The organism is Bradyrhizobium sp. AS23.2 (assembly GCF_001908185.1).
Taxonomy (GTDB): Bacteria; Pseudomonadota; Alphaproteobacteria; order Rhizobiales; family Xanthobacteraceae; genus Bradyrhizobium.
The window spans coordinates 20,395-33,894 of record NZ_LGHM01000049.1 but is presented as its reverse complement, the minus strand read 5'-3'; the positions used below and the strand labels follow the sequence as shown (position 1 = coordinate 33,894).

Genomic DNA, 13,500 nt, shown 5'->3' with positions numbered 1-13,500 from the left:
GATCTAGCCTACCGCTTTCGCCGCCGCGCGGCCTGCATTGCGGCCGGAGAACAGGCAGCCGCCGAGGAAGGTGCCTTCCAGCGAACGATAGCCATGCACGCCGCCGCCGCCGAAACCGGCGGCTTCGCCGACCGCATAGAGGCCGGGAATGACGTTGCCCTCTTGGCCGAACACCCGCGAGTCGAGGTCGGTCTCGAAGCCGCCCAGCGTCTTGCGGGTGAGGATGTTGAGCTTGACCGCGATCAGCGGTCCATGCGCGGGATCCAGGATCCTGTGCGGGGAGGCGGTGCGGATCAGCTTGTCGCCGATGTAGCGTCGTGCGTTGTGGATGTTCATCACCTGCGCATCCTTGACGTAGGGATTGGCGATCTCACGGTCGCGCGCCTCGATCTGCATCCTGATGTGCTCGAGCTTGAGCAAATCGCTGTCGACAAGCTTGTTCATGGCATCGACGAGATCCTCGATCTTGTCGCGCACGATGAAGTCGACACCATGGCTCTTGAAGGCCTCCACGGGCGCCGGCGCGCCCTTGTTGGTGGCGCGGCGCAGGGTCATGCGCCAGCTCTTGCCGGTGAGATCGGGATTTTGCTCCGAGCCCGACAGCGCAAATTCCTTCTTGATGATGCTCTGCGTCAGGATGAACCAGGAATAATCATAGCCGGTGGACATGATGTATTTGAGCTGGCCGAGCGTGTCGGAGCCGGGGAATAGCGGCGCCGGCAAGCGTGTGCCTGACGCGTCGAACCACATCGAGGAGGGGCCGGGCAGGATGCGGATGCCGTGGCGCGGCCAGATTGGTGACCAGTTCTGGATGCCTTCGACATAATGCCACATGCGGTCGCGGTTGATCAGCCGCGCGCCGGCGCGCTCGGTGATGCCGATCATGCGGCCGTCGACATGCTCGGGGACGCCGGAGATCATGAACTTCGGGGGCTCGCCGAGCCGCTGCGGCCAGTTCTGCCGCACAAGGTCGTGGTTGCCGCCGATGCCGCCGGAGGCGACGATCACGGCCTGCGCCTTCAGCGAGAACTCTCCGACGACATTGCGCGAGGAGCTCTTGCCGCGCTCGACATTGTCAGGCGCGAGAACGGCGCCGCTGACGCCATTCACCGTGCCGTTGGTGATGGACAGCGCGTCGACGCGATGGCGGAACCTGAAGGTCAGTCGGCCGCTCTTCACGGCCTCGCGCGCCCGGCGTTCGAACGGCTCGACGATGCCGGGGCCGGTGCCCCAGGTGACGTGGAAGCGCGGAACCGAATTGCCGTGACCCATCGCATCATAGCCGCCGCGCTCCGCCCAGCCCACCACGGGGAAGATGCGGTGGCCCATCGCGCGCAGCCAGTCGCGCTTCTCGCCCGCAGCGAACGCCACATAGGCTTCGGCCCATTTGCGCGGCCAGAAATCCTCGTCGCGGTCGAAGCCGGCGGTTCCGATCCAGTCCTGTAGCGCGAGCTCGTAGGAATCCTTGATGCCGAGCCGGCGCTGCTCCGGCGAATCGACGAGGAACAATCCGCCGAACGACCAGAACGCCTGGCCGCCGAGCGACTGCTCGCCCTCCTGGTCGACCACGATCACGCGCTTGCCTGCGTCCGCGATCTCGGTCGCGGCCACCAGTCCCGATAGTCCTGCACCGACGACGATGACGTCCGCCTGCTCCGTCATGAGTTCCCCCCTGTAGTTGTCCGGATTGAAGCCAGCGGTTGTAGCTGAGATCAAGGGTGCGGCACGTAAGAGTCCGTTAACTTGTTCCAGTTTGGGACCGAAGCGGGCCTTGTGCAGCGCCGACGCAACACTGGATTTGAATTTGTTTTGAGCGAGCCGGCGCGCCTAGACAAAACCATGGTTACAGCGGACGCTAGCAACGCATCACGAACCTGACACGCAGATTCGAAATCGACTGGGGCGGGGGACAATGAAGTTTCTGACTGGGATGCTTGCGACGGTTCTGCTGATCGCGTGCATGGGGGCTTCTCAGGCGGTGGTCCGGATCGCGGACGACCGCGGCGGTCGGATCGGAACCTACGTCGACAAATATCAGGACCTGCGGCAATCGGGTGATACCGTCATCATCGACGGCCTCTGCGCTTCGGCCTGCACCATCGTCCTCGGCGCCATTCCGCATGACCGCATCTGTGTGACCGCGCACGCGACGCTTGGCTTCCACGCCGCCTGGGATTTCAGCAGCAACGGCCGCGCGGTCACCAATCCCGAAGCGACCCAGATGCTCTATGCGATGTACCCGTCGCGGGTGAAGCGCTGGATCACGCAGCGCGGCGGCCTCACCCCGCACATGCTCTTCCTAAGGGGCAAGCAGCTCCAGGCGATGTACAGGCCCTGCTACCTGGACGCGCAGGCTTCGACCAGCAAGCCCTTGCGCCGGGCTCTCCCGCCGGCGGAACAGCTGGAGTCCGCCCGCGGCCAGCTGGTTCACTAAACCCATCAGTACGACGTGACGTTTGCCCGCCGGCGCTTGCCCGCCCGTGGGCCAACGCCTATTTGAAGGGCAGGGAATCCAGGCCTTCACCGCGATCGTTGTCATGGCTCAACCACTGCACCCGGCACATCCGTTACAGGACAATTCGCCCACTGTCGGCCGGACGCCGTCCGTGCTGCTCTTGGCTGGCGCGGGCGTCGGCGGTCTCGTCGTGATCGGTGCGCTGGCGCTGTGGTTCCACTATGGCACCCAGGTGTTCTTCGAAGTGATCAGGACCGGCTTCGCCGCCTGCTTCTGACCCGCGACAGGAAGTTTTTCGCTCATGAGCTCCACTGCCCGTCCGCTGGTGATCGCGACCGCCTTCGCCGCAAGCCTCGTCGTCGGCCTCCTGATCGTGTTCTGGGCCATGGGCGGGGTCAGCAAGGTGGCACAGCCGGCCGCGATCGGCGGCCCGTTCCAGCTCACCGACCAGCACGGCAAGGCTGTCACCGACAAGAATTTGAAGGGCAAACCGACCCTGATCTTCTTCGGCTACACCCATTGCCCCGACGTCTGCCCGACCTCGCTGTTCGAGATATCGGAAGTGCTCCGCGCCATGGGCAAGGATGCCGACAAGGTCAATGCCATCTTCATCTCGGTCGATCCGGAGCGCGACACGCCCGCGACGATGAAGGACTATCTGGCGAGCTTCGACCCGCATCTCGAGGGCCTCAGCGGCGATCCCGCCGAGACCGCCAAGGTCATCACGTCCTACCGGGTCTATGCCAAGAAGGTCCCGACCAAGGACGGCGACTACACCATGGACCACACCGCGCTGATCTATCTGATGGACCGCGACGGCCGCTTCGTCTCGCCGTTCAACCTGAAGCGGACGCCAGAAGAGGCCGCGGCCGAGCTGAAACGGTATCTCTGACGGCCCTATCTGGGCCGCACCGCCTTCCACACCGTCATGGCCGGGCATAGCCGTCCGAAGGACGGCTCGCTTCCGCTCGCCTATGACCCGGCCATCCACGTCTTGCCGCATAGTGCAAAGGACGTGGATGCCCGGGACAAGCCCGGGCATGACGGCCGCCTAGCCTCACCCAGGCTGCAATCGACGCTCGCGTTCCCGGCGGGATGGTCTATAAGGCCCTCCGATCCCAACGAAATTCGTTCATCTCCCGCCGATGGCCTCGTCGCGACAGGTAAAATCGCCCAAAACCATGCGCCGTGTCCTGCTTGGACTGGCGGCCGGCGTCTGCCTGCTCACAGCCCTGCCCGATGCGAGGGCGCAGGCCCCGGCCAAGCAGCCTCCGGCGGCGCCCGAAGGAACGCCTCAAGCAACGCCTCAAGGGACGCCTCAGACCGCGCCGCAAACTGCGCCCCAGGCCGCCGCTCCCCAGGCGGTGCCCGGCTTCTGGGACCCGCGGCGGCGGCCGGAGCGGCCGGACCTGTCGCGCCTGACCGTGATCCGCTTCCTGACCGAGACCGATTATCCGCCGTTCAACTACACCGGCGCCGATGGCAATCCGGCCGGCTTCAATGTCGATCTCGCCCGCGCGCTCTGCGAGGAGATCAAGGTCACCTGCACGGTGCAGATGCGCCGCTTCGAGACGCTGGTCGACGCGCTCACCTCCAACCGGGGCGACGCCATCATCGCCTCGATGGCGGTAAGCCCGCAGCTGCGCGCTCGCGTCGATTTCACCGATCCCTATTACCGCGTGCCGGCGCGCTTCGCCTCGCGCAAGGACGCGGTGATGCCGGAGGTCCGGCCCGAATATCTCGAAGGCAAGAAGGTCGGCGTCATCGCCGGCTCCGCGCATGAAGCGTATCTGAAGGCGATGTTCACCGACGCCGAGCTGCACGGCTATCCCAATGACGATGCGCTCCGCACCGCTTTGCGCAAGGGCGAGGTCGATTTCATCTTCGGCGACGCCATCTCACTCGCGTTCTGGATCAACGGCACCGATTCCGGTGACTGCTGCGCCTTCTCCGGCGGCCCCTTCGTCGAGAGCCGCTTCTTCGGCGAGGGCGTCGGCATCGCCGTGCGCAAGGGCAACGACGTGCTGCGCCAGGCTCTGAACTGGGCGCTGTTCCGCGTCTGGGAAAAAGGCCGCTACACCGATCTCTGGCTGCGGTATTTTTCGGTGAGCCCGTTTTAGTTTCGCTGCCTCCTCACCGTCATTGCGAGGAGCGCAGCGACGAAGCAATCCAGAGTGTCTCCGCGGAAAGATTCTGGATTGCTTCGCTTGCTCGCAATGACGGTGTGGGGCGGACCTCACCCCACAAAATTGCATTCTGCCCGGAAATCGCTATTTTCCGCGGCCCGGAGGCCCTTAATGTCTGTTATCGATCTTGCCGCGAACCCGAGCGACCTGCGTGCGCTCGCCGAACAATCCAACGCCTGGCCGTTCGAGCAGGCGAAGGCCATTGTCGCGCGGCTGAAGAAAAGCCCGAAGGATGAGGTGCTGTTCGAGACCGGCTATGGCCCCTCCGGCCTGCCGCATATCGGCACGTTCGGCGAGGTCGCGCGCACCTCGATGGTGCGTCATGCCTTCCGCGTGCTCACCGAGGACAAGATCAAGACGCGCCTGCTCGCCTTCTCCGACGACATGGACGGCCTGCGCAAGGTGCCGGACAACGTCCCGAACAAGGATCTGTTGGCGCAATATCTGGGACGTCCGCTGACCGCCGTGCCCGACCCGTTCTCGAACGAATATCCCTCGTTCGGCGCGGCCAACAATGCGCGCCTGCGCGCCTTCCTCGATCATTTCGGCTTCGACTACGAATTCGCCAGCTCGACCGAGTACTACAAGTCGGGTCGCTTCGACGCGACGCTGCTGAAGATGCTTGCCGCCTACGACAAGATCATGGCGATCATTCTGCCGACGCTGGGGCCGGACCGCCGCGCGACCTATTCGCCGTTCCTGCCCGTCAGCAAGACCACCGGTGTCGTGCTGCAAGTCCCGATGATTCGCCGAGACGTCGCCGCGGGCACGGTCACTTATGTCGATCCCGACACCAATCAGGAAGTCGAAACGCCCGTTACGGGCGGCAACGTCAAGTGCCAGTGGAAGGCCGACTGGGCGATGCGCTGGGTCGCGCTCGGCGTCGACTACGAGATGGCCGGCAAGGATCTGATCGACTCCGTGAAGCTCTCCGGTGCGATCGCCAGGGCGCTCGGCGGCACGCCGCCCGAAGGCTTCAACTACGAACTCTTCCTCGACGAGAAGGGCCAGAAGATCTCGAAGTCGAAGGGCAACGGCCTCACCATCGACGAATGGCTGCGCTACGCCTCGCCGGAATCGCTGTCGCTGTTCATGTATCGCGAGCCGAAGGCGGCCAAGCGTCTCTACTTCGACGTCATCCCGCGCAACGTCGACGACTATCAGCAGTTCATCGACGGTTTTGCCAGGCAGGATGGCAAGCAGCAGCTCGGCAATCCGGTCTGGCACATCCACAACGGCAATCCGCCGAAAGGCGACATGCCCGTCACCTTCCAGCTTCTCTTGACGCTGGTGTCGTCGTCGAATGCCGAGAATGCCGAGACGCTGTGGGGCTTCATCGGCCGCTACCGCCCCGGCGTGAGCCCGCAGACGCATCCGAAGCTCGATGCCATGGTCGGCTACGCCATCAACTACTACCGCGACTTCGTTGCGCCGACGAAGCAGTTCCGCGTGCCCTCGGACACCGAGCGCGCCGCGCTGCAGGATCTGCGTGATGCGCTGTCGCAGCTTCCGCAAGATGCCTCGGCCGAGGACATCCAGAACGTCGTCTACGAGATCGGCCGCCGCGAGCCGTTCCTCGATCAGGTCAAGAAGGGCAAGGACGGCCGCCCCGGCGTCACGCTCGACTGGTTCAACATGCTCTACCAGGTGCTGCTCGGCCAGGAGAAGGGCCCGCGCTTCGGCTCCTTCGTCGCGGTCTACGGCATTCAGAACGCCGTCAACGTGATCGACGGTGCACTGGCGCGGAGCGCGTAAGGAACGTGTAGCAAGGAGCGCGTGAGCGACGCGGAGCCCGGATGAGCGAAGCGAAATCCGGGGTGCCTCAACGAAGGTCCCGGATGTCGCGGCGCTCATCCGGGCTACGGATGTCCCGCTGTGAGGCCGCCGCTCAGGTCGATCGCAGCACGTAACGCCGGTTGTCCTTCTGAACGGGCCGCGCGTTCATCGGATAGAGTTTTGCAAACGCTGCGACATCGGCGGCCGACACCTGGATCGGATCGATCAGCAGCAGCCATTGGACCACCTCCGAGCAGGGCGGCGTGGTCAGCGAGCCGGAATAGCGGAAGTAGCTGTGCCTGTGTGGCAGCAAGGCGTGGGGATTGATGCTCGCGTCGGCTTTCACCGCAGGTCCTTCCGCCGCCGGCATGGTCTTGACGATCTTGCTGAACGCCGCGTTCGGCTTGCCTTCGGCCATCAGCACGCCGACCACGGCGAGCCCGCCGGAATCGTTGCGGTGGACGAAATGCGCCTCCATCGGAAAGTTCTTGCCGCCGATCGTGTGCTCGCTCGGCCGGTGGAAGTGCACCTGAAGCAGCTTGTACTTGACGTCGCCGAGCATGAGCGTGCTGCCTTCGGCGAAATTGAGCTGGATCGTGTGCCCGTTGTTGACGATGGTGTCGGCGCGCTTGCCCCAATTCAGCTTCAGCGCGGGCAATTGCGACTTGATGGTCGCCTCGATGTCGATCGGTGATTGTTGCTGGCCGACCGCGCAGACCTTGTTGGCCGCGTCGAGATCGCCCCATTTGGCCGGGCCACCGTCGCCCTCATAGCTCCAATGCGCGCCTTCGGCGGCGAAGCCCGGCTTGCACAGCGGACAAAGCGCAAGACCCGCAAGGGCCTTCAATGCGTGACGGCGATTCATCATATCCCCCCAAGATGAATTTGATCAGCAACAGGCCCGCAAACTAGGCGACAGGGGCGGTGAGTCGCAATGGCGATCGGGCCTTGAGGCTACTGGCTCGCCCATACGATCCGCGCGATCCAGCCGACGTCGCTCACCGCCATCGTGCGCTCGGCCTGCGACGCATCGAGCGGCTGCAATTCCACCGCCTTTGCCGTGCGACGCTTCAGCGTCGCGACTGTCACCTCGCCCGCCTTCGTCTTCACCACCACACGATCCCCCTTGCGGATCGGCGTGCCAGGTGAGACCAGGATGATGCCGCCGTCGCGATAGACAGGCGCAAGCGCGTCGCCGGAAATCTCCAACGCAAAAGTGCGGCTGTCGTCGGCGGCGGGAAGCGCGACCTCGGTCCAGCCTTTGCCAGATGGAAAGCCGGACTCGTCGAAAGCGCCGCTCGCGCCCGCCTCTGCGAAGCCGAGCAGCGGCACCGAGCGGCCGTCTGGCGCGTCGTCGTCGATCAGCCTTGCGAAGGTGTCTATCGAGGAGTCGGCCGCCGCCAGCGCCTTTGCGATCGATTCGGTCGAGGGCCAGCGCTCGCGGCCGTCGGAGGTGACGCGCTTGGATCTGTTGAAGGTGGTGGGATCGAGCCCGGCGCGCTTGGCGAGGCCGGACGGCGACAATCCGGCACGCGCGGCCAGCCGATCCAGCGCGACCCAGATCTGGTCGTGAGTCAGCATCCTCTGCGCTTTGGCCTGCCTGACCATGGAAGGTCCAGCCCGTCGCAATTCAGGAAAACTGTCCTCAAATCAACCGGTTTTCCGTTTTTCGCGCAAGAGGCGACGGCAAAGTCTTGAGTTCGGAAGAGGCCGCCTTTACGGTCGCGCCGGGTTTTGAGACCCGCGAGAGGCGAAAAACCCCAAGAGACTCAAAGAGCTGACTCAAAGAACAAACGGGACTGCGTAAGCGGTGGTCAAGATCTACAAAATCTGTCCGGCCTCGGCCTGGCGCGAGGCGGAACGGCAGGGCGTCTACCGGGGCAGCGCGGACGACGCGCGTGACGGTTTCATCCATTTCTCGACCGCGGCCCAGGTTTCCGAGACCTTGCGCAAGCACTATGTCGGGCAGCGTGCACTGTTCCTGGTCGAGGTCGATGGCGATGCATTCGGCAGCGAACTGCGCTGGGAACGCTCGCGCAACGACGAGCTGTTTCCGCATCTCTATGGCGAGCTCGATCTCGGCGCGGTGATCTCGGTGCTGAACCTCAACATCCGCGCCGATGGCGGTCACGATGTTCCGGAGCTTCTGCCGTGATCCGTGCTTTCGACGCTTTCTCGCTACCGGTGCTGCGCTGGCTCGATCCAGAGGATGCCCATCGCCTCGCGATCCAGGGCCTGCGCTTCCTGCCGCCGGTCAAGCCGCGGCCTGACGATCCCAAGCTCGCGGTGCGCGCTTTCGGGCTCAACTTTCCCAATCCGATCGGCATGGCCGCGGGCTTCGACAAGAGCGCGGAGGTGCCGGATGCGCTGCTGCGGCTCGGTTTCGGCTTCGTCGAGATCGGCTCGGTCACGCCGAAGCCGCAGAGCGGCAATCCGCGGCCGCGGCTGTTCCGGCTCGAGCGCGACGAGGCCGTCATCAACCGCATGGGTTTCAACAATGACGGTGCGGAGGCCGCGCTACGCCGGCTCGCGGTACGCGCGCAGAACGGCGGCATTGTCGGCGTCAATGTCGGCGCCAACAAGGATTCGCCGGACCGCGTCGACGATTACGTCAAGCTGATCGAGACCTTTGCGCCGGTCGCGAGCTATTTCACCGTCAACGTCTCCTCGCCGAACACGCCCGGCCTGCGCAACCTGCAGGAGGGTGCGCTGCTCGACGATCTCCTCGCCAGGGTGATCGACGCGCGCGAGCGGGTGCGCCAGAAGGCGGGCGACACGCCGGTGCTGCTCAAGATCGCGCCCGACCTCAGCCTTGCCCAGCTCGACGACGTCGTGCAGGTCGCGCGCGCGCGCCGGGTCGACGGCATGATCGTGTCGAACACGACCATCGCGCGGCCGAGCACGCTGCGCGAGGAGATGCGCGCGAAGGAGCAGGGCGGCCTGTCGGGCCGGCCGCTGTTCCGCCTGTCGACGCGAATGGTCGCGGAGACCTATGTGCGTGTCGAGGGCGCGTTCCCGCTGATCGGTGTCGGCGGCGTAGACTCCGGCGGTGCCGCGCTGACGAAGATCCGCGCCGGCGCGAGCCTGATCCAGCTCTATTCGTCGCTGGTCTACAAGGGTCTCGGCCTCGTCGACGAGATCAAGCGCGACCTCACCTCGACGCTGCTGCGCACGGGGCGCGACTCGCTGTCCGAGATCGTCGGCGCCGACGCGGCCACGCTCACGGCGGAAGACTGGCCGGGGATGTAGCGAGGGCCGCGGGGCCTCTTACCTCGCCCCGCTTGCGGCAGGGGAATCGCATATGGCTTTTCCTGGCCTATTGCATTGGAAGACAAGACGGATTCTGAAGACGACTCCCGGATTGTGGAGGGGGTCGGATGCGCAAATTCAAGCAGGTTTTCCGTCGGCTGCCGGACCCGCGTGCGGCCAATGCCAGGCACGACCTGTTGGAGGTGTTGGTCATCGCGCTGGCGGCGATGCTGTGCGGAGCGGAGTCCTGCTCGGACATGGCAGACTTCGGAGAGGCAAAGGAGGAGCTGTTGCGACTGCTCCTTCGCTTGGAGCATGGCGTTCCGAGCCACGACACGTTCAGCCGGGTGTTCCGCCTGCTTGAGCCGGACGCCTTCGAGGCCGCCTTCCGCCGCTTTATGGCGGCCTTTGCCAAGGCCAATGGACTCAACCTCACCGGAGTGGTGGCCGTCGACGGCAAGGCGTTGCGCGGTGCCTACGAGCGCGGCAGCAAAGCTACGCCGCTGCATCTGGTCAACGTCTTTGCGGTGGAGGCCCGCATGGCGTTGGCGCAAAAGAAAGCGTCCGGTCGCAACGAGACGGCAGGCGCTTTGGAGGTGCTTGAGCTTCTCAGTCTGGACGGCTGCATCGTTACTGCCGATGCGCTGCATTGCAGTCGCGCTTTTGCGAGTGCAGTGGTGCAGCGGGGTGGCGATTATGCGCTGGCGATCAAGGCCAACCGCGGCCCCTTGTTCAAAGCGGTTACGCAGCAGTTTGCGCGATCGGGCCAACGGAGCAGTGCCGCGCAGATCGCCCCCCTCCAGCCACGATCGGCACGAAGCTCGGCGCGCCACCATCATGCGCAACACCAGCCTTGCGGCGCGCCACGGTTTTCCCGGCGTTGCCGCGGTGGGGCGTGTTACCTCGCGCAGGCGCCTGCGCGGGAAGCCGGCCGATGCACCGCTTGTGCGCGACTATCTCTTATCCAAGTACATATCCCCCAAGCGGCTGCTGCACGTCACACGCAGCCACTGGGGCATCGAGAATCAACTCCATTGGGTGCTCGACGTTCACCTCGCCGAAGACCGCAGTCGCGCCCGAAAGGACAATGCTCCCGAGAACCTGGCCACGCTACGCAGGCTCACCCTCAACATCCTGCGAGCCCATCCCGACAGCGCCTCTATCCGGCGCAAAATCAAGCGCTCCGGCTGGGACGATGCCTTTCTCCTCAGCATGCTCAGCCAAATGCGATAGCCCTGCCGCTTGCGGGGAGAGGTCGGATTGCATCGAAGATGCAATCCGGGTGAGGGGGACTCTCCGCGAGTCCAATTCTCACCGTCCTTGCGGAGACTCCCCCTCACCCCAACCCTCTCAGTGCGAGCGAAGCTCGTCGCGCCCCCGCAAGCGGGGAGAGGGAGAAGAAAACGTCGCCCGAAACAGCGCCGGATACCGCGCGCCCTGCAATCCGCCGCGCGCGATGTAGAACGCGATCAGCGCGCACCACAGCCCGGCATTGCCGAACGATTGCAGCGCCCACCAGGTGCCGAGGAAGATCGCAAGCGACGCCAGCATCAGATTGCGCATCGCGCGCGCCCAGGTCGCGCCGACATAAATGCCGTCGAAGCCGAACGCGAACACGCCGGGTATGGGCGCGAGCACGATGAACGGCAGGAAGTCGCGCGCGGCGCGGCGGACGTCCTCGCTCGCGGTCATGACATTGATCAGCGCCGGGCCGAACAAGGCGAACAGCACCGCAACCACCAGCGCGAAGCCGAGGCCCCACAGCAGCACCAGCCGGGTGGAGTCGGCGAAGCCCTTGGCATCGGGCGCGCCAAAAGTGCGGCCGCAGAGCTGCTGGGCCGCGTTCGCAAGGCCGTCGAGGAAGAAGGCGCTGACCAGCAGGAAGTTATTGAGCACGGAGTTGGCCGCCAGCGTGACGTCGCCGGCGCGGGCGCCCTTGGCGGTGAAGAACAGGAAAACGGCGATCAGCGCCGCGGTGCGGATCATGATGTCGGAGTTCACCGCGAGCATCCGCATCAGCTTGGCCCGGTCGAACAGTCGCGCGCGGGGGACCGCAAAGCCGCCATCCGCATAGCGCCGGCAGACGATCACGCCGAGCACGAAGCCGACCGTCTCCGACAGCAGCGCGGCAATCGCGGCGCCCGCGATGCCGGTGTCGTAGACCAGAACCAGCAGGATCGTCGCGACCATGTTGATGAGGTTGATGATGATCTGCAGCAGCAGCGCCGGGTTGGCGCGCGCCTGGCCGACCAGCCAGCCGAGGACGACGTAGTTGGCAAAGGCGAAGGGCGAGGACCAGATTCGGATCATGAAGTAGGTTTTTGCGGCGCGCGTGACGCCCTCGCTGCCGCCCATCAGGTCGAACAGCACGGCGGCCAGCGGCAATTGCAGCGCGATCAGCGCGGCGCCGATCAGGCCCGCGACGATGAAGCCGCGGACGAGGATGGCGCTCAGCTCATGCGTCTCGCCGCGGCCCAGCGCCTGCGCGGTGAAGGCGAGCGTGCTCATGCGCAGGAAGGCGAACAGCCAGAACAGGCAGTCGAAGATCACGGAGGCCATCGCGACACCGCCGAGCAGGGCGGCGTCGTCGAGCCGGCCGATGGCGGTGGTCGAGACCACGCCGATCAGTGGCGTGGTGAGGTTTGCGACCATCGCGGGACCTGCGATGGCGAAAACCTGGCGGCTGCCGACCTTGGGATGAAGCGGTGCGTTCATCAGACCACGATCACCATGCCGTCTTCGGCAGCGAGATGAGGCACGTCGTCCAGGCGCGACAGCATGTCATCGCTCATATGGGTGAGGACGAGCCGCTTGGCGCCGATCGCGGGGAGGTGCTGTTCCAAGGTCTTCAGGCTGAGATGGTTCTTGACCACCTTCTCGTACATATAGGCCTCGGCGATGAAAAGGTCCGCGCCATGCGCCAGTGGAATGAGCGCCTCCGTCCATTCGGTGTCGGCGCTGTAGGCGAGCGTACGGCCTTCGGCCTCGACCCGATAGGCGAGAAAAGGACCACCGGATTTGCCGTGCACGACCGGGTAGGGCGTCACCGTCACCGCGCCAAAGTTTTGGCATTGCTTTGGCGTGAGTTCGACGACGGACAGCTCGAAGCGCTGCTTGGTTTTGGAGGAGTGCTCGAACAGCGCTTCCATCACCTGCGCAAGCCGTGTCTCGATGCCCTTAGGGCCCGCGATCGTGAGCGGCCGCGTCCGCCGCGAGAACTGCGCGTCGAGCAGGAAGAACGGTAGCCCGGCAAAATGGTCGCCGTGGAAATGCGTGATCAGGATCAGGTCGATCTCATTGCGATCGATCTCGAGCCGTTTCATCGCCGGCAGGGCCGACGCGCCGCAATCGATCAGGAAATTGGCCTCGCGCCCCCTGACGTGGAAGCAGGTGTTGAGCCTGCCGCCGGAGCCGAAGGCGTCGCCGCAGCCGACAAAGCGCAATTGCATCGGCTGCGTACTCCCCCAGTGTATGAACCGGACTTAGCGGCGCGGCGCGCCGAACACGCGCGACAGCAGCCAGATCGGGATCACGATGACGGCGCCGAGCAGGAAGTAGCGCCACAGCCAGTTCACGGCGTCGAAGCCGAGATCCCACAGACGCTGGAACAGCAGGCGAATGCTGTAGATGATATTCCAGGGATCGAAGCCGATCGCTGCCAGTACGACGCCAACCAGGATCGAGAGCAGGATCAGGCGGAATGCGACCGCCAGCGGCGAGCCGCCGAGAAAGCGGTTCAGGCCATCGCTGCCGCCGGCCGGCAAATCTCTGACGTCGTTGGCCATCGCAAGAAGCTCCTCAAAGGGGATTCGCCCCCCGATTATAAGTCACGGC

The 13,500-nt window shown here is 64.9% G+C and carries 13 protein-coding genes and 1 pseudogene; 8 read left to right on the top strand and 6 right to left on the bottom strand.

The genetic code is table 11. The annotated features are described in order from the left end of the window. Positions 1-3: 3 nt before the first annotated feature. On the bottom strand, positions 4-1,662 hold the full coding sequence (locus AC630_RS11810; RefSeq protein ID WP_074118709.1) for an FAD-binding dehydrogenase: 1,659 nt from the start codon (positions 1,660-1,662) through the stop codon (positions 4-6). Positions 1,663-1,912: 250 nt separating this feature from the next. On the opposite strand from AC630_RS11810, the gene AC630_RS11805 reads away from it, so the two are divergent. The 5 genes from AC630_RS11805 (at position 1,913) to AC630_RS11785 (ending at position 6,396) form a co-directional block, all read left to right on the top strand. Beyond that, a complete protein-coding gene (locus AC630_RS11805) occupies positions 1,913-2,434 on the top strand; it encodes a hypothetical protein (RefSeq protein WP_074118708.1) in 522 nt (173 codons plus the stop codon). A gap of 103 nt (positions 2,435-2,537) precedes the next feature. Beyond that, entirely contained in the window at positions 2,538-2,732 is a 195-nt protein-coding gene (locus AC630_RS11800) for a hypothetical protein (RefSeq protein ID WP_074118740.1), read from the top strand. A gap of 24 nt (positions 2,733-2,756) precedes the next feature. After that, complete coding sequence (locus AC630_RS11795) at positions 2,757-3,347, top strand: SCO family protein (protein ID WP_074118707.1); 591 nt, start codon at positions 2,757-2,759, stop codon at positions 3,345-3,347. Between the two features lie 253 nt (positions 3,348-3,600). Next, positions 3,601-4,575: an ABC transporter substrate-binding protein gene (locus AC630_RS11790; protein WP_074118706.1), complete on the top strand. Its 975-nt coding sequence runs from the start codon at positions 3,601-3,603 to the stop codon at positions 4,573-4,575. 177 nt (positions 4,576-4,752) lie between these two features. Then, positions 4,753-6,396, top strand: coding sequence for a lysine--tRNA ligase (locus AC630_RS11785; RefSeq protein WP_074118705.1), 1,644 nt, complete (start codon positions 4,753-4,755; stop codon positions 6,394-6,396). A 133-nt stretch (positions 6,397-6,529) separates the two neighbouring features. On the opposite strand, the gene AC630_RS11780 is transcribed toward AC630_RS11785, so the two are convergent. Both AC630_RS11780 and AC630_RS11775 read right to left on the bottom strand, forming a co-directional pair. Next, positions 6,530-7,282, bottom strand: a complete 753-nt coding sequence (locus tag AC630_RS11780) for a carbonic anhydrase (RefSeq protein WP_074118739.1) — start codon at positions 7,280-7,282, stop codon at positions 6,530-6,532. A gap of 89 nt (positions 7,283-7,371) precedes the next feature. Further along, positions 7,372-8,025, bottom strand: coding sequence for a S24 family peptidase (locus AC630_RS11775; RefSeq protein WP_083636204.1), 654 nt, complete (start codon positions 8,023-8,025; stop codon positions 7,372-7,374). 202 nt (positions 8,026-8,227) lie between these two features. Between AC630_RS11775 and AC630_RS11770 the strand changes: the two genes are divergently transcribed. The 3 genes and pseudogenes from AC630_RS11770 to AC630_RS11760 all read left to right on the top strand — a co-directional run bounded on the left by AC630_RS11770 (position 8,228) and on the right by AC630_RS11760 (position 10,899). Continuing rightward, positions 8,228-8,572, top strand: coding sequence for a DUF952 domain-containing protein (locus AC630_RS11770; protein WP_074118704.1), 345 nt, complete (start codon positions 8,228-8,230; stop codon positions 8,570-8,572). Further along, positions 8,569-9,666, top strand: a complete 1,098-nt coding sequence (locus tag AC630_RS11765; protein WP_074118703.1) for a quinone-dependent dihydroorotate dehydrogenase — start codon at positions 8,569-8,571, stop codon at positions 9,664-9,666. The genes AC630_RS11770 and AC630_RS11765 overlap by 4 nt, the downstream gene beginning before the upstream one ends. Positions 9,667-9,794: 128 nt before the next feature. Beyond that, a pseudogene (locus AC630_RS11760) lies at positions 9,795-10,899 on the top strand (ISAs1 family transposase). 117 nt (positions 10,900-11,016) lie between these two features. Here AC630_RS11760 and AC630_RS11755 read toward each other — a convergent pair. From AC630_RS11755 to AC630_RS11745, 3 genes are read right to left on the bottom strand one after another with little or no spacing between them, the layout of a single operon-like run. Next, complete coding sequence (locus AC630_RS11755; protein ID WP_074118702.1) at positions 11,017-12,381, bottom strand: MATE family efflux transporter; 1,365 nt, start codon at positions 12,379-12,381, stop codon at positions 11,017-11,019. After that, positions 12,381-13,115 (bottom strand): MBL fold metallo-hydrolase, encoded by a 735-nt coding sequence (locus AC630_RS11750; protein WP_074118701.1) that lies wholly within the window; start codon positions 13,113-13,115, stop codon positions 12,381-12,383. Before AC630_RS11750 ends, AC630_RS11755 begins: the two co-directional genes overlap by 1 nt. A 33-nt stretch (positions 13,116-13,148) precedes the next feature. Then, positions 13,149-13,451, bottom strand: coding sequence for a DUF6460 domain-containing protein (locus AC630_RS11745; protein ID WP_074118700.1), 303 nt, complete (start codon positions 13,449-13,451; stop codon positions 13,149-13,151). Positions 13,452-13,500: the final 49 nt, after the last annotated feature.

Excerpts from the sequence above, each read along its gene's own strand:
- AC630_RS11810 (WP_074118709.1), bottom strand. The coding sequence starts at position 1,662 with ATGACGGAGCAGGCGGACGTCATCGTCGTCGGTGCAGGACTATCGGGA.
- AC630_RS11805 (WP_074118708.1), top strand. The coding sequence starts at position 1,913 with ATGAAGTTTCTGACTGGGATGCTTGCGACGGTTCTGCTGATCGCGTGC.
- AC630_RS11800 (WP_074118740.1), top strand. The coding sequence starts at position 2,538 with ATGGCTCAACCACTGCACCCGGCACATCCGTTACAGGACAATTCGCCC.
- AC630_RS11795 (WP_074118707.1), top strand. The coding sequence starts at position 2,757 with ATGAGCTCCACTGCCCGTCCGCTGGTGATCGCGACCGCCTTCGCCGCA.
- AC630_RS11790 (WP_074118706.1), top strand. The coding sequence starts at position 3,601 with ATGGCCTCGTCGCGACAGGTAAAATCGCCCAAAACCATGCGCCGTGTC.
- AC630_RS11785 (WP_074118705.1), top strand. The coding sequence starts at position 4,753 with ATGTCTGTTATCGATCTTGCCGCGAACCCGAGCGACCTGCGTGCGCTC.
- AC630_RS11780 (WP_074118739.1), bottom strand. The coding sequence starts at position 7,282 with ATGAATCGCCGTCACGCATTGAAGGCCCTTGCGGGTCTTGCGCTTTGT.
- AC630_RS11775 (WP_083636204.1), bottom strand. The coding sequence starts at position 8,025 with ATGGTCAGGCAGGCCAAAGCGCAGAGGATGCTGACTCACGACCAGATC.
- AC630_RS11755 (WP_074118702.1), bottom strand. The coding sequence starts at position 12,381 with ATGAACGCACCGCTTCATCCCAAGGTCGGCAGCCGCCAGGTTTTCGCC.
- AC630_RS11750 (WP_074118701.1), bottom strand. The coding sequence starts at position 13,115 with ATGCAATTGCGCTTTGTCGGCTGCGGCGACGCCTTCGGCTCCGGCGGC.
- AC630_RS11745 (WP_074118700.1), bottom strand. The coding sequence starts at position 13,451 with ATGGCCAACGACGTCAGAGATTTGCCGGCCGGCGGCAGCGATGGCCTG.